This is a genomic window from Vibrio sp. T3Y01, assembly GCF_013114525.1.
GTDB classification, from domain to species: domain Bacteria; phylum Pseudomonadota; class Gammaproteobacteria; order Enterobacterales; family Vibrionaceae; genus Vibrio; species Vibrio chagasii_B.
In genome coordinates this window covers 296,996-316,282 of the sequence record NZ_VTXJ01000001.1, presented here as the reverse complement: position 1 = coordinate 316,282, position 19,287 = coordinate 296,996, and the positions used below count along the sequence as shown (strand labels likewise).

General features: G+C 44.5%; 14 protein-coding genes. 5 read left to right on the top strand and 9 right to left on the bottom strand.

Annotated elements, in window-relative coordinates:
- Positions 1 to 48: 48 nt before the first annotated feature.
- A complete protein-coding gene (locus tag F0232_RS01340; protein WP_105058374.1) occupies positions 49 to 888 on the top strand; it encodes a patatin family protein in 840 nt (279 codons plus the stop codon).
- 109 nt (positions 889 to 997) lie between these two features.
- Here F0232_RS01340 and F0232_RS01335 read toward each other — a convergent pair whose 3' ends face one another.
- Positions 998 to 2,191, bottom strand: a complete 1,194-nt coding sequence (locus tag F0232_RS01335) for an acetate/propionate family kinase (RefSeq protein WP_105058375.1) — start codon at positions 2,189 to 2,191, stop codon at positions 998 to 1,000.
- A gap of 659 nt (positions 2,192 to 2,850) precedes the next feature.
- Positions 2,851 to 4,875: a DEAD/DEAH box helicase gene (locus F0232_RS01330; RefSeq protein WP_105058376.1), complete on the bottom strand. Its 2,025-nt coding sequence runs from the start codon at positions 4,873 to 4,875 to the stop codon at positions 2,851 to 2,853.
- Between the two features lie 308 nt (positions 4,876 to 5,183).
- Here F0232_RS01330 and rnb point away from each other — a divergent pair, with 308 nt between their 5' ends.
- Positions 5,184 to 7,190, top strand: coding sequence for an exoribonuclease II (gene rnb, locus F0232_RS01325; RefSeq protein WP_105058377.1), 2,007 nt, complete (start codon positions 5,184 to 5,186; stop codon positions 7,188 to 7,190).
- A 165-nt stretch (positions 7,191 to 7,355) separates the two neighbouring features.
- Positions 7,356 to 8,186 carry an AraC family transcriptional regulator gene (locus tag F0232_RS01320; protein WP_061032261.1) on the top strand — a complete coding sequence of 277 codons (831 nt, stop codon included), beginning with the start codon at positions 7,356 to 7,358 and terminating at the stop codon, positions 8,184 to 8,186.
- Positions 8,187 to 8,283: 97 nt separating this feature from the next.
- Here F0232_RS01320 and F0232_RS01315 read toward each other — a convergent pair whose 3' ends face one another.
- A complete protein-coding gene (locus F0232_RS01315; RefSeq protein ID WP_061032260.1) occupies positions 8,284 to 8,646 on the bottom strand; it encodes a DUF3024 domain-containing protein in 363 nt (120 codons plus the stop codon).
- Between the two features lie 270 nt (positions 8,647 to 8,916).
- Here F0232_RS01315 and F0232_RS01310 point away from each other — a divergent pair, with 270 nt between their 5' ends.
- Positions 8,917 to 9,732: a phosphate ABC transporter substrate-binding protein gene (locus tag F0232_RS01310; RefSeq protein ID WP_105058378.1), complete on the top strand. Its 816-nt coding sequence runs from the start codon at positions 8,917 to 8,919 to the stop codon at positions 9,730 to 9,732.
- A 92-nt stretch (positions 9,733 to 9,824) separates the two neighbouring features.
- Here the strand turns inward: F0232_RS01310 and F0232_RS01305 are convergent, their stop codons facing one another.
- The 3 genes from F0232_RS01305 to F0232_RS01295 all read right to left on the bottom strand — a co-directional run bounded on the left by F0232_RS01305 (position 9,825) and on the right by F0232_RS01295 (position 15,126).
- Positions 9,825 to 10,502, bottom strand: coding sequence for a MaoC family dehydratase (locus tag F0232_RS01305; protein WP_105058379.1), 678 nt, complete (start codon positions 10,500 to 10,502; stop codon positions 9,825 to 9,827).
- A 320-nt stretch (positions 10,503 to 10,822) separates the two neighbouring features.
- On the bottom strand, positions 10,823 to 13,975 hold the full coding sequence (locus F0232_RS01300; protein ID WP_061032257.1) for an efflux RND transporter permease subunit: 3,153 nt from the start codon (positions 13,973 to 13,975) through the stop codon (positions 10,823 to 10,825).
- A gap of 11 nt (positions 13,976 to 13,986) precedes the next feature.
- Positions 13,987 to 15,126, bottom strand: coding sequence for an efflux RND transporter periplasmic adaptor subunit (locus F0232_RS01295; RefSeq protein ID WP_061032256.1), 1,140 nt, complete (start codon positions 15,124 to 15,126; stop codon positions 13,987 to 13,989).
- A 259-nt stretch (positions 15,127 to 15,385) separates the two neighbouring features.
- On the opposite strand from F0232_RS01295, the gene F0232_RS01290 reads away from it, so the two are divergent.
- Positions 15,386 to 15,829, top strand: a complete 444-nt coding sequence (locus F0232_RS01290) for a dCMP deaminase family protein (protein WP_004737813.1) — start codon at positions 15,386 to 15,388, stop codon at positions 15,827 to 15,829.
- A gap of 86 nt (positions 15,830 to 15,915) precedes the next feature.
- Here the strand turns inward: F0232_RS01290 and F0232_RS01285 are convergent, their stop codons facing one another.
- The 3 genes from F0232_RS01285 to pepT form a co-directional block, all read right to left on the bottom strand.
- Positions 15,916 to 16,758 (bottom strand): mechanosensitive ion channel family protein, encoded by an 843-nt coding sequence (locus F0232_RS01285; RefSeq protein ID WP_105058380.1) that lies wholly within the window; start codon positions 16,756 to 16,758, stop codon positions 15,916 to 15,918.
- A 427-nt stretch (positions 16,759 to 17,185) separates the two neighbouring features.
- Positions 17,186 to 17,653 carry a DM13 domain-containing protein gene (locus F0232_RS01280; protein ID WP_105058381.1) on the bottom strand — a complete coding sequence of 156 codons (468 nt, stop codon included), beginning with the start codon at positions 17,651 to 17,653 and terminating at the stop codon, positions 17,186 to 17,188.
- A 76-nt stretch (positions 17,654 to 17,729) separates the two neighbouring features.
- The gene (pepT, locus tag F0232_RS01275; protein ID WP_105058382.1) at positions 17,730 to 18,962 is read right to left on the bottom strand and encodes a peptidase T; all 1,233 of its coding nucleotides are present in this window, start codon (positions 18,960 to 18,962) and stop codon (positions 17,730 to 17,732) included.
- Positions 18,963 to 19,287: the final 325 nt, after the last annotated feature.

Here is a 19,287-nt window from a genome sequence, read left to right as displayed (position 1 = left end):
AACAGTGAAAGGATATGCATCTATAAGAATTAGGGAGCCCATAATCAAATGACTCTAGAATCAAAACATGCCCTAGTTGTGGAAGGTGGCGCAATGCGTGGCATCTTTGCTGCTGGCGTGTTAGACGGCTTTATCGACCACCAATACAACCCGTTCGATTTCTGCATCGGCGTCTCTGCGGGCTCAACCAACTTAGCCTCTTGGTTGTCTAACCAACGCGGCCGAACCTATACGATTATCTCTGACTACTCATGCCAACCTGAATTTATTAACTTCAAAAAGTTTGCCAAAGGTGGACACTTACTTGACCTCGACTGGCTTTGGGATCATATCGCACAGCACTATCCATACGATATGGAAGCCTTTGATAAACAACCGCTTCCCTTTCAAGTCGTGACCACGGATGTTGAAACCGGTGAACCGCTTTACACGCAGGGTGAAAAAGATAACCTAGAAGAACTCCTCAAAGCTTCCTGCTCTGTCCCTATGGCCTACCGCACGCCTCTGAGAGTAAATGGTCGAAAAATGATAGACGGCGGTGTGGTCGATTCAATTCCAGTGATTGAGGCTTATAAACAGGGCGCGAAGCAGATCACAGTGATCCTCTCGCAAAAGCAGGGTTACAAAAAGCGCCCACCTAAAGCACCTTGGCTATTACGTCGCCTGATGAAAGAGACACCTCAACTGGCTGAGGCCATGATCACTCGTGCAGAGCAATACAATCAAACCTTAGAATTTATCGAGAACCCACCTCATGATTGCACGATTAAGGTTATCGTTCCTGATGATGGCTTCGCTGTGGGACGATTAACCACAGATAAAGACAAGCTTGAAGCCGGTTACCAAATGGGCCTAAAGGCAGCAGAGCGATTCGTTACACAAGAATAAAGCAGTTACTGAAGCTAAGTAGCCGGATTTAATCCCCCTGCTCTCTAGCTGCAAAGCAAAAAAAGCGAGCCACTAGGGCTCGCTTTTCAATATTTGGTTTTAAGCTAAATTACAGAAGTTCTACCGACTGCTGAGCAATCACAAACTCTTCATTAGTTGGGATAACCATTGCTACTGCATCTAGCATCTCAGACTTAGCGATGATGCCTTCAGCGCCAAAGCGAGCAGATTCGTTACCAGCAACATCTTCAACAAAACCTAGGATCTTAAGGTTTTTAAGGATCTCACGACGGATTGGTAGAGAGTTCTCACCGATGCCACCTGTGAAGATGATGCCGTCTAGAGAATCTAGTGTTGCAAGGTAAGAAGCAACGTATTTAGCTACGCGGTATGTGAATACTTCGAAAGCCAGCTTAGCGCCTTCATGACCCTCTTCCATAGCTTCTAAAATGCCACGAGCATCGCTCGTTAGACCAGACACGCCTAGGAAACCAGACTCCTTGTTAAGAGAGTTGAAGACTTGCTCTTGTGACCAACCTTTCTTAAGAAGGTATTCGATGATACCTGGGTCTAAGTCACCACAACGTGTACCCATCATAAGGCCAGAAAGTGGTGTGAAGCCCATTGATGTATCAACACTGTTACCATCTTTGATAGCACATACCGATGCGCCGTTACCTAGGTGAACAGAGATGAAGCTAGATTCTTCAACAGGCTTGTTTAGCATCTTCGCAGCTTCACGGCTTACGAAGTAGTGGCTAGTACCGTGGAAACCGTAACGACGTACACCGAAGTCTGTGTATAGCTCTTTAGCAATAGCACCAGTAAATGCGCGTTGTGGCATTGTTTGGTGGAAAGCTGTATCGAATACAGCGAACTGAGGCAAAGAAGGGAAAGCTTCAATCGCAGCGCGGATGCCGATAGCACCAGCTGGGTTATGAAGTGGAGCAAGATCAGATAGGCTTTCAATCTCGTTCGTTACTTCTTCAGTAATACGAACCGTTTGAGTGAACTTCTCACCACCGTGAACGATACGGTGACCGATAGCCACGATATCTGCCGTGAAACCAAGGTCTTCCATCAGGCCTACCAATTTGCCAATAGCAATCTTGTGGTGGCTACCTTCACCCTGAATAGCAATTTCAGTTTTCTCGCCTTGGTATTTCCAGCTCATACGAGCATCTTCAAGACCAAAACACTCCCCTAGGCCACTTAATACTGCTTCACCAGAAACAGAATCGATTACAGCAAATTTAAGGGATGAACTACCCGAGTTAATAACCAGAACAAACGAATTAGACATTGGATATGGATCCTGTTTCAGTACGAATTAGATGAAGCGTTTACTTCAATTTTAGTTAAGCCCATTATTCAATAATTTTTGAATCTTTCAACTTTTGTTTTGAAAAAATCACCAAATGAACACAATTAAGTTGATCTTAGTCATTAATTTATTTATTTCTAGAGCAAAATTAAAAAATAGTTGAATAAGAAAGTAAATAAACAAGTGACGCAAACGACTGCTAAAATTATTTTTAGCTAGATTTAGTCAATTTGGCGTGTTGTTCAAAACGTCACCGCTATTGAGTTGAACCAGCGAAGTTCCGATACCTACCTCCACTAAACATGACCTCAGCCTTCCTCCTAATAAACCACCTCCCGGCAATTTAAACAGCTTTCACTCGTTTGGCCCCTAGCTTGTAGCACGTCATTTAAGTATAGCCTTACAACGCGATACAGGTACGTTCACGGCGCTAAAGAGAGTGCTTTACCCCCTTCGTAAAGAATCGGGGGCGTTCACTTTTAATGTTGGCCTAAAGGGATATCAATTTTGGCGTGAGATGGGGGGTTAACTGCAAGCGATGCGATCGGAAAGAGAAACGAATAGGCACAAAAAAGCCGAGCATGATGCTCGGCTTTTAAATTCAGTGTCTAGACTAGAGCGTCTAAGCTAAAGGTTGGTTAACCTTCGTTGCGCTCTGGACGACGACCACGGTTACCGCCGTTGCCATGGCCACGTTCGCCACGGTAGTTGCCACGGTGATCGCCACCACGGTTACGGTCGAAACGACGCTCGCCATCACGGCCGCCTTCACGGTTGCCATCGCGGTTACCGTCACGGTTGCCACGGTATCCACCGCGACCGCCTTCACGATTACCATCGCGGTTGCCATCACGGTTTCCGCGGTAACCACCACGACCACCATCACGACCGCCACGGCCACCGTTACCACGACGTGGTTCACGGAAATCGTTGAAGTCTACAACAACAGCACCAGCTTCTTTTTGACGGATGCGTAGCTTGCTTAGTTTACCAGCAGTTTCAGAGTTCATTGCTTTTGGCAGTTGAACGTAAGTTGAACCTTGGTCAAGTTTGATAGCACCGATAGAACCTTTAGTTAGGCCAAGTTCGTTTGCAAGTGCGCCAACGATATCTTTAACCTGAACACCTTGCTCACGGCCAACTTGTAGTTGGTAAGTATCCCAGTCTTGAGTATTGAAGTCACGGCCACCGTTATCACGGTTTTCACGACGCTCTTTACGACGGTTCTTGTCACGCTCGATAGCAGCGATCATTGGGTCTTCACCAATGTAGAACAGTGGGCTCTTACCTTGCTGACGCTTAAGAAGCATTGCAGCTAGAGTAGCAGCATCAACGTCTAGAGACTCTTGCAGGGTAGTAATAAGACCTGCGAAGTTTTCTAGAGCTTTGCTTTCTTTCTCTGTTTCAAGCTCAGCGCCTAGCTTAGCAACACGTGCTGCAGCAACTTGGTCACGTAGAGGAAGTTGGATTTCTTCCATTGTAGACTTAGTTACGCGCTCGATAGTGCGAAGCATACGAATTTGGTTTGTGCGAACTAGAAGGATCGCTTTACCTTTACGTCCAGCACGGCCAGTACGACCAATACGGTGGATGTAAGATTCAACATCGAATGGGATGTCGTAGTTGAATACGTGAGTGATACGTGGAACATCAAGACCACGAGCTACAACGTCAGTTGCAACTAGGATATCGATAACACCTTGTTTGATGTGATCAACAGTACGCTCACGTAGAGACTGAGGAATATCACCGTGCAGTGCAGCAGCTTTAAAGCCACGTGCAGATAGCCAATCAGCTAGACGCTCAGTGTCTTGACGAGTACGTACGAATACGATTGACGCGTCAGTTTCTTCAGTTTCTAGAAGACGAGACATTGCTTCGTCTTTTTCTACGCCTTTAACAACCCAGAAGTTCTGCGCTACTTTGTCAACTGTGTGGTTAGTACCAGCAACGTCAACTTTTGCAGGGTTACGTAGGTAACGGTCAACAATAGTCTTAACCATTGGAGGCATAGTTGCAGAGAAAAGTACACGTTGTGCAGTTTCTGGAGCTTGCTCAAGAATCCAAGTAACGTCATCTACGAAGCCCATTTTTAGCATTTCATCTGCTTCATCAAGAACAAATGTGTGTGCTTCATCTAAGTGTAGACGGTCACGAGTAAGTAAGTCTTTAACACGACCTGGAGTACCAACAACAATGTGAGCACCACGGCTTAGAGCACGCATTTGGTCAACAATTGAAGCACCACCGTAGATTTCAATAACTTTAAGACCTTTGATGTCACGGCCAAGGTTTTTGATTTCCGCAGCAACTTGGATCGCTAGCTCACGAGTAGGAGCCATGATGATTGCTTGTGGTTTGTGTTGGTTTAGGTTGATTTTGTTTAGTAAAGGCAGAGAGAATGCTGCTGTTTTACCAGTACCAGTCTGTGCTTTACCTAGTGCGTCACGGCCTTCAAGAAGAAGAGGAATAGCTGCTGCTTGGATTGGAGTCGGAGAAACGAAACCCATGCTATCAAGAGCTGAAAGAATGTTTTCGTTTAGGGCTAATTCATTAAATTGAATTACAGATTCGGACATTGGGATCCCACTATATATAAGTAAACAAAAGGTCCCGGGAGCTCTACCATTTCCAATACTGATCCAATCAGATACTGATTCCATTCAGAGTTACGAAGCAGTAATAAAACACTTCAAGCCATTAGGGACGTCTAAGGGAGGCGGATTATTCCTTAAATGCATAAAAAAAGCCAGAAAAAATTGAATTACATCACATATTTTTCGGTTTTCTTTCAATACTGGCTATCATATCGTCAAAACTTGATGAATATCTCGTCATAGCCGTTTACATCAATTGAATTGAACCTAGTAAATAAGAAGGTAATTTATTTGCTCTCCCTTCGGCTTTAAGTAGTAATCAGGCCCCGCAATGATTATAGTGTGCTCAATTGTTCTCGTAAGATAAAAGTAAGATGTTTCAAGATAACCCTCTACTCGCTCAGCTTAAGCAACAAATCCAAGAAACCCTCCCAAAAAAGGAAGGCACAATCAAAGCCACTGAAAAAGGGTTTGGTTTTCTAGAAGTCGACAGCAAAACAAGCTACTTCATCCCGCCTCCATACATGAAGAAATGTGTGCACGGTGACAAAGTGATTGCCATCATTCGCACCGAGAAAGAGCGTGAAGTTGCAGAGCCAGAAGAATTGGTTGAACAAGGTCTTACTCGCTTTATTGCACGAGTTAAGCTTTTCAAAGGCCGCTTAAACGTTGTACCTGACCACCCTCAGCTTAAAAAGCTGCAACTAAAAGCGAAAGCAAAGAAAGGCCTAAACCCAGAAACGCTTAAAGAAGGCGACTGGGTTGTTGCTCATATCATTCAGCACCCATTGAAAGGTGACAACGGCTTCTTAGCTCAAATCTCAGAAAAGATCACTGACGCTGACGACAAGATCGCACCTTGGTGGGTAACACTTGCACAGAATGACCTACCAAATAGTGAACCTGAAGGTATCGATAATTGGCAAATCAATGACGATGCTGATTTAGAACGTGTAGACATGACTCACGTTCCTTTTGTGACTATCGATGGCGAAAGCACAAAAGATATGGACGATGCACTTTACGCGAAGAAGAAAGAGAACGGTGATTTTGAACTGACTATCGCGATTGCTGATCCTACCGCTTACATCTCTCCTGATGACGCAATGGACAAAGTGGCACGCGAACGCGGCTTCACGATTTACCTGCCTGGTCGTAACATCCCAATGTTACCTCGTGACCTTGCAGACAACCTATGTTCGCTTATCGAGAACGAAATTCGCCCTGCCCTATGCTGCACAGTAACCGTGTCTAAAGATGGCGTTATTGGCGATGACATCAACTTCTTCGCGGCGAACATTAAATCTCACGCTCGTCTGGCGTACGACAACGTATCAGACTGGCTAGAAACCGGTGCATCAGAGAAGTGGCAACCATCTGAAAAAATCGCAGCGATTGTTTCTGACCTACACGAATTTGCACAAGCACGTTCAGCATGGCGCTCAGCAAACGCAGTGGTATTCCCAGATCGCCCTGACTACCGCTTTGAACTTAGCGAAGATAACGATGTTGTTGCGATTCACGCAGACATGCGTCGTAGTGCGAACAAGTTGGTTGAAGAGTCGATGATCAGCGCAAACATCTGTGCAGGTCGAGTATTAAAGGAAAGCTTCAACCAAGGTGTGTTTAACTGCCACTCTGGCTTCAAAGCCGAGAAAGTTGCAGACGTTCTTGAACTGGTTAATCCACAAGCAGAAACACCGTTCACAGAAGAGCAAATTATTTCTCTTGAAGGCTTTGCTGCACTTCGCCGCTGGTTAGGCTCTTTAGATAATAACTACTACGATAACCGTATCCGCAAGTTCCAAGCGTACAGTGAAATCAGCAACGAACCTGCACCACACTACGCGATGGGTTTAGACATTTACGCGACTTGGACTTCTCCAATTCGTAAATACGGCGACATGATTAACCACCGTATGCTGAAAGCACATATCCTTGGTAAAGCGCCAATTCAAACACCAGATGAAACGATCGGTGATGAACTTGCACTACACCGCCGCCATCACGGTATGGCTGAGCGTAATGTTGGTGATTGGTTGTATGCTCGCACGCTAGCTAACGCACCAGCAGAAGAAACACGCTTCCAAGCAGAGATCTTCGACATTAACCGTGCTGGTATGCGTGTTCGCTTGCTAGAGAATGGTGCCGCTGCATTTATCCCTGGTTCTCTCATTATTGATAATAAAGAAAGAATCGAGTGCAACAGTGATATGGGTACTGTATCTATCGATAAAGAAATGGTATACAAACTGGGAGACGTTTTAGAAGTAGTTCTCTCTGAAGTTAATCAGGAAAGCCGTAACTTAGTAGCAAAACCTACTCAAGTATTTGCGGACTTGCCTAGCGAGCCTGAAACAACAAATGAAACCGAAGCTTAATAGCTGTAAAGGATAGGCCTTTCAAGGTCAAAGCTTTCAAGGTCATAAGCTTCAAAGGTTCACTTCTAAAGGCGCTAATTATTAGCGCCTTTTTTGTAAATGTCTCATGCTTAAACAATACTAAAATTAATAAGCAACTCGTTTACAACGTCAAAGAAGCACATTATGTCATCAATAACAGTTACTCAATTCAGAAACTTCATCCCCAGGAAACGAGAACGGTACCCCGCCTCTAAAAATGGTATTTTCATCGTTTCAAAAGGCAGTATCTCTTTCGTGCTCCCCGATGGCACCGAAGCCTCATTGCAGGCAGGCGATTTCACACTTTATAACTCAGGCCAAATCAAAGACATCACAGTAGATACAGAAAACGGCGAATTCAGCGCAACCTGCTTAGATTTTGATTTAGATATTTTCCAGAAGTTCATCAACCAATTCAGCGACCTAGAATCCACTCGAGTCCCCAACCAGTACATCAAATTCAACCAAACTGATACAGAGATCTGCGAGCTGAAAGATCTCATCATGTCTTTAGCTCATTCTTCAGCTAAAAATGACTACGCACTCACTCAATTAGGGTTAGGTTTGCTTTCACTGATGGTCGAACAATACCCTGCTCTGCTGGTTATCATCGCACGAGCTTCAAGGTTAACGGTGACGCAAAAAGTCATTCACTACATTGAACAGAATATTGAGAATAATATCTCTTTAGACACACTAGCCAGCTACATGGGAATGTCGCCAGCCACACTGAAACGCCGTTTATCGGCTGAAGATCTTTCATTTTCAAACTTATTAAAGATTAAACGTATTGCCCATGCCGCAACGCAACTTAGAACGTCGACTAAATCCATTACTCAAATCGCGTACGAGTCTGGCTTTAAGAGCGCTGCGCACTTCAGCACAGCCTTTAAAACGTATCATGGGAAGACACCGAAAGATTTCCGTTCTCTCATCGCACAATCTCAATTACAAAGCATGAAACCACAAGTGTAAGACGCGGCCTGATACCTAGAGCAAACTATTTGCTTGATTGAGAATGAACAGAAGGCGTAGCTCTAGTGCCACGCCACCAGCGAGTTAAAACAGACCTTTATGACCAAAAATACGATTTAGGGTCTTTTTCTATTTCAGACAACACAGCATCAAGGTCTTTGGATTGAGGAAGGTACGGATAAGGCCCCCAAGCGATAATATCGGTCGTTTCATCACTTTCTAATGGCACAGTAACTAACCAGCAAGCAGAATGCTCATCAAACGTCACGCAGGCAATGTCGTTTGTGTAATCACTATGAGATGAGTCGAGCAGATAATGAGCCTGTGAAAACATCACGCCGCCCTTACACTCTTCATATAACGATTTACCGAGTTCGACAGGTAAACTGCTATTACGGGAAGTACAGAGCTTTTCAGCCCCAACGAGAAGGCGATTAAGTTCGATATGAATGACGGACATAACACTCCTTGTAACTTCATAGGCATTCTCTAAATATGAATCCCTTACATTAGCTTAGGACTCAACCAACATTTTAGCGAACGTCCTCATACAAAATCACAATCACGCTCCCATTAACGGATTTTGTGTGAATAAACTTACCATTGTTATTGCTGAATTACGTGTTCATTGACTCATTCAACCACCATACAAAGAGCGTATGGAATTTCACAAAAGTGTCATATAACCGACCTATCATATGCGACAAATGTTATTAACTAGGAGTTGTTTATGTTACGAGTCGCGCTTGCCTCTCTTTTATCCTTAGCCCTGTCTTCTCAAGCTACTTTTGCACAAGAAACCAATATTTCGGGCTCCACTTCTGTTTCTCGAGTGATGGACGTATTAGCTGAGGAGTACAACAAGACTCACCCTGATAACTACATTGCCGTTCAGGGCATCGGCTCGACAGCGGGTATTACCATGGTTAATAAAGGTGTGGCTGATATCGGCATGAGCTCACGCTACTTAACTGACCAAGAACAGAGTGACAAACTCAAGGTATTCCCTATTGCCTTTGATGGTCTAGCTGTTGTAACTAACCGCTCAAACAGCGTGAGTAACGTTTCTCGCGAGCAACTGTTTGATATCTACAAAGGTAAAATCACCAATTGGAAAGAAGTAGGTGGTGCCGATCAACCTATCGCGGTTGTGACACGTGAAGCGTCTTCAGGTTCACGCTACAGCTTCGAAAGCTTACTTGGTTTAACAAAGATCATTAACGACCGTTTAGTGTCTGACATCAACCCAAATAACTTAGTTGTTAACAGCAACAGCATGGTGAAAACGATCGTAAATCACAACCCACACGCTATCGGCTTTATCTCTGTTGGTTCAATCGACCGCTCTATCAAGGCCATCACTTTTGAAGGCGTAGAGCCGACATCTAAAAACATCGCAAACCACAGCTATGAACTGGCTCGCCCATTCTTGTTGCTGCACAAGAAGGATTCAGTTTCTGAAGAGAGCAAAGACTTCATCAAGTTCGTGAAATCCAAACAAGGCCAAGACCTGATTGAAGAGTACGGCTACACTCGCATCAAATAAGTGAGTAACTTTTATCTTATGAAAACAAAAAGAGAGAGCATCACGCTCTCTCTTTTTTTTGAATCTTTATAAATCGCTTACTTTCAAACCACTTAGAAGTGAAGTTGAATCACTGAAACGATAACAGCGCCAGGGCGACGAACACCTTCGATTTCTACACGAATCTCGCGCTCAATCTCTAGGCCTTTCTTAATAGGCGTTACTTTAGTTAACGTACTTTTTGCACGAACGTTGCTGCCCGATTTAACAGGGTATGGAAAACGAACCTGGTTAAGGCCAATGTTCACAACCATTTTCGCTGTTGGGAATTGAGATTTGTCGGGATCAACGCTATCGGTTAGACGCGGAAGCAAAGACAAAGTTAAGAAACCGTGTGCGATGGTCGTTTTGAACGGGGAATCAGTTTCTGCTTTCTCTGGCTCAGTATGGATCCACTGCATATCTTCAGTCACAAGACCAAATTGGTTGATGCGATCTTGGCTTACATTGATCCAATCGCCAGTATGAATAACTTCACCAATCTTCTCGTTCAGCTCATCAAACACAAGTTGTGCTTCTGGCTTTAGTACGATTGGTTGCTCTACTGGCACATCTTCGTTTACCGCAGGTTTATGGTGATCACGAACCCATGCAAAGAAGTGACTATTTTGTGTACGGTTCAGAAAGTCGCCCCAGTACTCTCTAAGAGCTGGAGACATCCATTGCATAAACTCTGAGTGTTGCGATGACAAGCTGTCGCCTCGGTGTTTAAATAAATCAATGACCTTCATAAGAACCTCAATGCACAAAAAATTTCAATATAACTTCGTAATTTTGAAACAGTTCACACTATTGTGCAAATAGTTTCGAGCATACAAGCGTTAGCTGAACACCTGTATTTCATTATTAAACAGCAACTTACCAATAAAACATCATTTTATTAGAAAACACAAAATAGAGTGTTAGCTCTATCACATAATAAAGATTTGATTATATAAAAAGCATTTTTATTACTCTGACGCATAAAAAAAGGCTTAGCACACTGCTAAGCCTCAGTTTTTACAAGGATTTAGTCTTTACAAAGAATCCGCTTTATGAAGAGTGACCTCTTCTACTCATCATCAAGTGGCACTAATTTAGTGTTACCACCGTGTGCTTTTTCACGTTTACGCTGCACAAATGCATAGAAGCCTGGGATTAGGAACGTACCTGCTAGTAATACACATAACAGACCACCAATCAGTGAAATACCAAGAGAGTTCTGACTCACGTGACCAGCACCCGCCGCAAAGATAAGCGGGAAGATACCTAAAATGAACGACCAAGACGTCATGTTTACAGCACGGAAACGTAATGTTCCGCCCTTCACGGCTGCATCTTCAATTGGTGCATCTTTCTCTTCACGCTCAACTTTCGCGAATTCCACAATCAAAATTGCGTTCTTTGCGGCCAAGGCTATCAAGAGAACCAAACCTATCTGCGCGTAAAGGTTCAACGGTGTGCCTGTTAGGTTCAATGCCAAGAAAGAACCTAAGGTTGCCACGGGTACAACTAAGATAATCGCAATAGGTATTGTCCAGCTCTCGTATTGAGCCACCATAAACAAGTAGATGAAGATCAGTGCCAATGCGAACGCGAAGATCGCTTGGTTGCCTGCTAGTACTTCTTGGTAAGCCATACCAGTCCATTCGTACTGGTAACCTTGTGGCAGAACTTCTGCCGCTACACGTTCCATCGCCGCGATCGCATCACCACTTGAGTAACCCGGTGCTGGCTGGCCTTGGATTACTGCACTGCGGTACATGTTGTAACGCCATGCTACATCGGGTTCAAAGATCTGATCGTAAGTCACAAGCGTACTTAGCGGGATCATCTCACCAGCAGAAGAGCGTACGTGGAATCGTTGTAGGTCATCCATGCTGCTACGGTGGTCACTGTCTGCTTGCATGGTTACACGGAAGTTCTTACCAAACATGGTGAAGTCGTTCACGTACAACGAGCCAAGGTTACCTTGTAGCGTTTGGAAGATTTCCGACAACGGAATACCTAGCTGCTGCGCTTTCTCACGGTCAATATCGACATAGTAGTGAGGTACGTTGGCGCGGAAAGTACTGAATGTATGTGAAATCTCAGGCTGCTTGGTCGCCTCAGTAATCACGTCATTCATCACCATCGCTAGGTCAGTTCGGCTACGGCCTAAAGTGTCTTCAAGGACAAATTCAAAACCAGACGCTGCACCCATACCTGGTACCGCAGGCGGTCCCATTGCAAATACAATCGCCTGAGGCAGTTCAGTCGCAGCGCGTCCATTAATACGCTGTGAAATAGCCTGTGCTGAATGTTGACCATCCAGTGCGTTACGCATGTCCCAATCGTGAAGCTTGATGAACATCGACGCACCATTCGACGCAGAAGCGCCCGTCATGAATGCGTAGCCGTTAACCAGTGTCACACCATCAACACCCGGTTCTTGCTCAACCATCTCTAGTAATTGCTTGGTTACATCTTCAGTACGAGACAAGGATGCCGCATCTGGAAGCTGAACGTTAACCAGCAGAATACCTTTATCTTCTTGAGGTACGAACGCCGTAGACGTTGTCTTCGCAAAGTAAGTCACAGCCGCCAAAGCCACGATGAAGAAAGTGAATAGCAGCACGCCTTTCTTAACTAAGAAACCTGCCACTTGACCGTATTTGTTGGTAACGGATTCTAGGCCACGGTTAAAGGCTTGGTACCAACGAGCAGTGTTACCACCACCTTGTTTAAGAACCAATGAACACAGTGCTGGTGACAGCGTTAATGCGTTGATCGAAGAGATAACAACCGCGATACAGATAGTCAGCGCGAACTGACGGTACATGATGCCAGTAATACCCGGAAGCATTGCAACTGGAATGAATACCGCGAGTAGCACCAAGGTTGAAGTAATAATTGGGCCCGTCACTTCTTTCATCGCGATCAGCGTAGCTTTACGCGGTGAAATCGTTGGGTCTTTAGCCATGGTGGTGTCGACGTTTTCGATAACCAATATCGCATCATCTACTACGATACCAATTGCCAAGATCAAACCAAACAGAGTTACCGTGTTGATGGTAAAGCCCGTCATCTGCATGATGGCAAATGTACCAATCAAAGATACAGGAATCGCAACAACAGGAATCAAGGTTGCACGAGCACTACCCAAGAACAGGTAAGTAACTGCGATAACAAGCAAAATAGCTTCGATCAGCGTTTTTACTACCCCTTTGATCGACTCAGCAACGAAGACTGTCGTGTCGTAACTCGCTTCATAAGCAACACCTTCAGGAAAGTTTTTGCTTAGGTTGTCGAGCATCGCCATTACGGCTTTACCACTTTCCAGTGCGTTAGCGTCTGACTGAAGTGACAGCGTTACGATTGACGCATCTTGACCACGGTATTTACCATTGCCATCGTAGAACTTTTTACCAAGCTCGACACGTGCAATGTCTTTTAGATAAACCGTTGAACCATCTTGAGTGGCACGAAGTACAACGTTCTCAAACTCTTCCGCCGTTTCCAGTCGGCCTTTTGTTACCAAGTTGAATTGTACTTCTTGTGCGTTGTTATAAGGTGCAGCACCAATACGACCAGCAGCAACTTGAACGTTCTGTTCCGCCAAAGCACGGTTCACGTCAGAAGTGGTGATATTGAGGTTAGCCATTTTCTCAGGATCTAACCAGACACGCATCGCGTATTCACCACCACCTAGCACGTTAACTTCACTGATGCCCTTCACACGAGCCAGTTGGTCTTTAATGTTTAGGTTAACGTAGTTGATCAGGAATTGATCGTCGTACTCACCATTTGGAGAATAGAAGTTCAATACCATCAAAAGGTCTGGCGAACGCTTTTTAACAGTGACACCCACCATTCGAACTTCTTGTGGAAGCTTCGATTCGATTTGAGCAACTCGGTTCTGAACGTTGACCTGAGCCATATCTGGGTCAGTACCAACATCAAAAGTCACGTTAAGGTTGTATGAACCATCGTTAGCACTCTTTGAAGACATGTAGATCATATCTTCAACACCGTTCACCGACGTTTCTATGGGGTCGGCTATCGCCTGTTCCACTACTTCTGCACTTGCACCTGTGTAAAAAGCAGACACACTTACCGAAGGTGGGCTAATTTTTGGGTATTCCGCCACAGGCAAGATAGCGAGAGAGATCGCACCTGCCAGCGTCAATATTATGGATATAACAAGGGCAAACTTAGGCCTTTGAATAAAGAAACGACTTAACATATCTACGCCCCTTACTCTGCTTGCTCAGTCGCAGAAGGTTGAATGCGAACAGACATACCGTTACGAACACGCTGAAGGCCTTGAGTAATAACGGCATCGTCTTTCTCTAGACCAGAGTGGACAATCACACCCCCTTCAACCTGTCGACCCATCTCAATGTTTCTACGCTCAGCGACAGGAGCTGCTTCACCTTCAACTAGCACCATAACAAAGTCGCCTTCAAGGTCGGTTTGAACCGCGCGGCGAGGAATGGTTACAACATCAATAGATTGCTTCTCACGCAGCTCAACACGAACGTGCTGACCAGGAAGAAGTTGCTGGTCTGGGTTATCGGCAATCGCGCGCATCGCGATCGTACCAGTGTTTAGGTTGATACGGTTGCCCAAGAAATCGAGCTGACCTAGGTGTTCGAATGCTTCGCCATTTTCAAGCATGATTTGCACCTCAACACGATCAGAATCGCTGCTGCCGTCACCTTCAATACGGTCCATACCTAACTCAATACGCTCACGCTCACTGATACTGAACGATGCATGGATTGGGTCTAAGCTAACTAAAGTCGTTAATACGCCAGAAGATGGAGAAACCAGATCACCCGTGCTCACTTTGGTATCGCTAATACGTCCAGAGAAAGGCGCAACAATCTTAGTATGAGAAAGCTGAACGTTAGCGGCATTTAGCTGAGCTTGACCAGCTTCAAGCTGTGCTTGAGAACCTAATAGGTTTGCCGTCAATGCATCGAATTCCGATTGAGAAATACTGCCTTTAGGAAGTAGGTTCTTACCACGGTTGAAATCTAGTTCAGCCTTTTTAAGATTGGCGTTAGCTTGAGCAACGGCCGCTTTAGCACTTGCGACTTCAGCTTCAAATGATGAAGGCTCAATCGAATAAAGCAGCTGCCCTTTTTCGACCATTTGCCCTTCATTGAAATGACGGCTTTGAAGATAGCCAGAAACCTGCGCAGTAATTGCCGTGTCTTCAACCGCTTCAATACGGCCGATGTACGACTTACTTTGCTGATGAGAAATAACGCTAACATCCTGTACAGCTACGAGAGGTAATGGCGCTTGCTTGGCATTCTGGGCATCTTGCCCACATCCAGCAAGAATAAGAGAGCTTGCAAGAGCCGTAAGGATTAACTTTTTACGCATGGTTATACCGTCACTTATGAGAAATTGAACAGCATAAAAGTTACGTAACACAATTGCTTCAAATGTCCGAGGAATATCAATTATAACTCGCAAAAGTGTTTCAACTTGTAAATTGAAATTGGATATATATCAACCCTTTACAAACCATCAACAATTCATGATCAAATATACGTTTGTTACTTCCCCTCTCTGTATATATTGTCTAACATAATATGGTTTCAATAATAAAAACTCATACTTCCTTGTTAAGGTAATTCGAATGATTTCAAAATGGGCAAAACGTTTCTATCAAATGGCGGAATTAGTCGGTTCCTGGAGTAAAGATCCGTCCACTCAGGTTGGTGCAGTTATCACCAAACACAACCGTATTGTTTCAGTTGGCTTTAATGGCTACCCTCATGGCGTATCGGATAGTGCTGACACTGATGATCGTGAGATGAAATACCTAAAAACGCTTCACGCAGAAGAGAACGCAATCTTGTTTGCTAAGCGTGATTTAGACAGCTGTGAAATCTGGGTGACTCACTTCCCTTGCCCAAACTGCGCAGCGAAAATCATCCAAACCGGTATTTCAGCTGTTCACTGCCCAGAGCAAAGTGAAGACTTTCTTTCTCGCTGGGGAGACAAAATCAAAGTGAGCCAAGATATGTTTGAACAAGCAGGCGTACAAGTCGATTGGTTACCACTGGCTGACCTAGATTAAACGAACAGATAGTTAGAACAAAAAAGCCGAGAGTCGATATTATCGCTCTCGGCTTTCTTTTGTTTGGGGCTCAGCGGACTGCTGGATTAAGCACTGATAGGAAATGCTTCAGCGTATGCTTCCATGAAATCTTTACGAATCTCTTGCTCTAGATGAACCGCCTTCTCGGTTGGACAGAAAATCATAAAATGGACTTCTTGCTCACTGGTTGAACTGCTTGTGATGTGGATATGCGGCTCAGAGCCAGGAAGGTCGACACCAGCGTGTTTTTCGATAACGCCGTTATAACGACGAGCAACATCGATAAACTCTTCACAATGCTCTTCAATTTTGACAATAAGACCCGGCACCATTGGGTACAGGTTAACGAAGTCTTTCACCGTCACCGTAAAGCTATGGTAAACGTAACGCTTCATGAAGTTGAGGTTCTTTACAGGATAAGTAAAGAACATGCTGTTAGGCAGCGTAGCGGTCTTGCCAGTGAAGTGGTATTGCCCATGATACAAGTCGATTTCTTGAATCACAGTCGCCATCAAGTTGTGTTCAATCACCTCACCACTGATTTTACCCACTTCAATCCAATCACCAATTCTAAATGAGCGTGAGCTAGCACGTTGAATAGAGCCGGTGAAACACAAGATGATCTCTTTTGACGCCACCACTATCGCAACGGCAATTGCTGTTACTGAGAGAGCAAACTCACTGATTTCAGATTTCCAGAGAAGAAAAAGCGTTATAACAATAATCGCAAAGGTGCCGTTTTTAGTACGGGACATCCAATTACGTTGGTCTTCGCTAAGGAAAGCAACGTCACCCCTAATTTGAGATAAGGTGATTCGGCGGATGATTAAAATAAGACTGATAATCAGCGCACTAAAAATAAACTTATGAGCGAGTAGGAAATCTATTACTTGCCACACTTTTTCCATTACTTAATCCTTAGCATTACAACATTTAGCTTTACAACGGTTAGCTTTACAAGAAAGCCGCTAATATCAGTGCTATGAAAAAGCGCTCAACTCCAGAGCGCTCGTGTTCATTCTGATATTAACTATTAGGGCGTGTTGACCTTTCGCGGTTAAATTTCGTTCGGATGGGGACGCCTAGTCAAAAGCGTTTTAATCGCGGCGAGGGAGATGTAGCATAATCATTCTAAGCAAATATCCCTCACAAAGAGTAAAACGCTTTTTGCGGGTCGCCCAGCTCGAACCCTTCGGGCAGCGTTTGCTGGTCATTTCTACTACGTTATCGGCTTCTCATGTAGGCTAGCAACACATCGACGCCTCTGCCTTGTATAAATACCCAGCAACTCGCTGCGAAAATCAACTCGAAAGAGCAACACGCCCTAGAAGGCTATCATTTTATCTTGGCAGAAGTAATAAATTGACCAAAAGTTTCACACCAAATCACAACGGTATTAAATCGATTAAGATCAGTACCTTCCGGTAGTTTAACCATAAACCGGTCAAATGTTTTGACATCTCCGACTCTGAGTAACTCGCTCTTACTGTCATTAAAGGCTTGCTCGGTTTCAATGAACTTAGGAGATAGATAGACCTTGTAGTCCGGTCCAGGAGCAAGTTCGCCTTCAAACGCAATCGCGCTTTCTGAGACCGACACGACCCCCTCGCCCCAGTGCAAGAAATCGCTATCTTGGCGGTCTTTAGTGAACTCACCAGTATAAATCGCCTGCTGGCTGATCGCTTGCACTGAGCTCGAAGATGGAGAATCAGGCTCAATTAAGATGGGTAATGCGTAAACACCAAGCCCAAAACCAACAGCACCCACGGCTAAGTGGGTGCAAAGTAAAACTAACTTTTTCATCGCGTACTCCCTTATGCTTAAAGAGAGTATTATTGAATACTCTCAAAAATACAAAGAGATATCGCGCTAAAGGCCGCTATTTTTGGTAGTGAACGGCTGTGCGTTGTGACAGTTCAACAATCACTTTCACCGCTTGTTCCATGCCTTGAATGGTAATGAACTCGTGAATACCGTGGAAGTTGTAACCGCCAGTAAAAATATTCGGGCATGGTAAGCCCATGAATGACAAGCGAGCACCATCTGTACCACCTCGGATCGGTTTGATCATCGGCTCCACATCGCACTCGATCATCGCTTGCTTAGCCAACTCAATAATGTGCTGATGAGGTTCAACCATCTCTTTCATGTTGAAATAGCTATCGGTAAGAACCAGTTCAACACGGCCTTTCTCAAGACGCTCATTTAGCTCATCCACTTTTTGTTGCATGAATGCCTTACGCGCTTCTACGCCTTCGCGCTCAAAGTCGCGAATGATGTAGCCAAGCTCAGAGCGAGCGACACCCATTTCCGCTGACTTCAAGTGGTAGAAACCTTCATAGCCTTCAGTGCATTCTGGCGTTTCTTGTGATGGCATCATCAATTGGAACTGCGCAGCAATGTTCATCGAGTTCACCATCTTACCTTTCGCAGTACCAGGGTGAACGTTCACACCGTGACAGATAACATCAGCACTCGTGGCATTGAAGTTCTCAAACTCCAGCTCACCAACGGGGCCGCCATCAATGGTGTACGCCCATTCGGCGCCAAACTTTTCTACATTAAATAAATCAGCACCACGACCAATCTCTTCGTCTGGCGTGAAACCAATGCAAATATCACCGTGTTTAATTTCAGGATTTGCTTTTAGGTAAGCGATAGCACTGATGATTTCAGCGATACCCGCTTTATTGTCGGCACCAAGCAGAGTAGTACCATCGGTTGTAATAAGGTCATGACCATGAAGAGCATCAAGATCTGGGTATTGGCTTGGGTTTAAGCTCTCACCACTTGTGCCTAATTCTATCGTTCCGCCTTGGTAATCTCTAATCACCTGCGGTTTCACGTTCGCACCTGATGCGTCAGGAGCGGTATCTATGTGCGCGACAAACCCAATCGCAGGTACTGGATAATCGACGTTCGACGGCAGTTTCGCCATCAAATAGCCATTTTGATCTAAAGAGACATCAACTAGCTCTAATGCGATCAATTCTGATTTTAAGACTTCTGCAAAGGTGATTTGACCCGCTGAACTTGGGCACTGTGGGTTAGAAGGGTCGGATTTAGTATCGAAAGTAACGTAATTCAGAAAACGTTCTACAAGCTTTTCCATAATTCATCTCACCATGGATTAAGTAATTGATTTACTGACTTAATAGTTAGGCGCATTGATAAGTAATTTGTTATTAGAAAAATACGCACGCAGAGTCAGTAGCGAGGTTTTTCATCTTACGCCCCTGACCATCTATGTATTTGCTCTAAATCATTATTGTGTGAAATTAGAGAGGCTTCCTATACTTGAAAACAGAGGGTTTCGTCAGTTCCAATATTGCATACGGATGATAAGCGGTCGCTTTGTACGCATTCTACGCCCTTCGCTCTCAGCCTAAAAAAAGTACAAAGTGGATGATGATCACAGTTTATCCTTGATGCAGAAT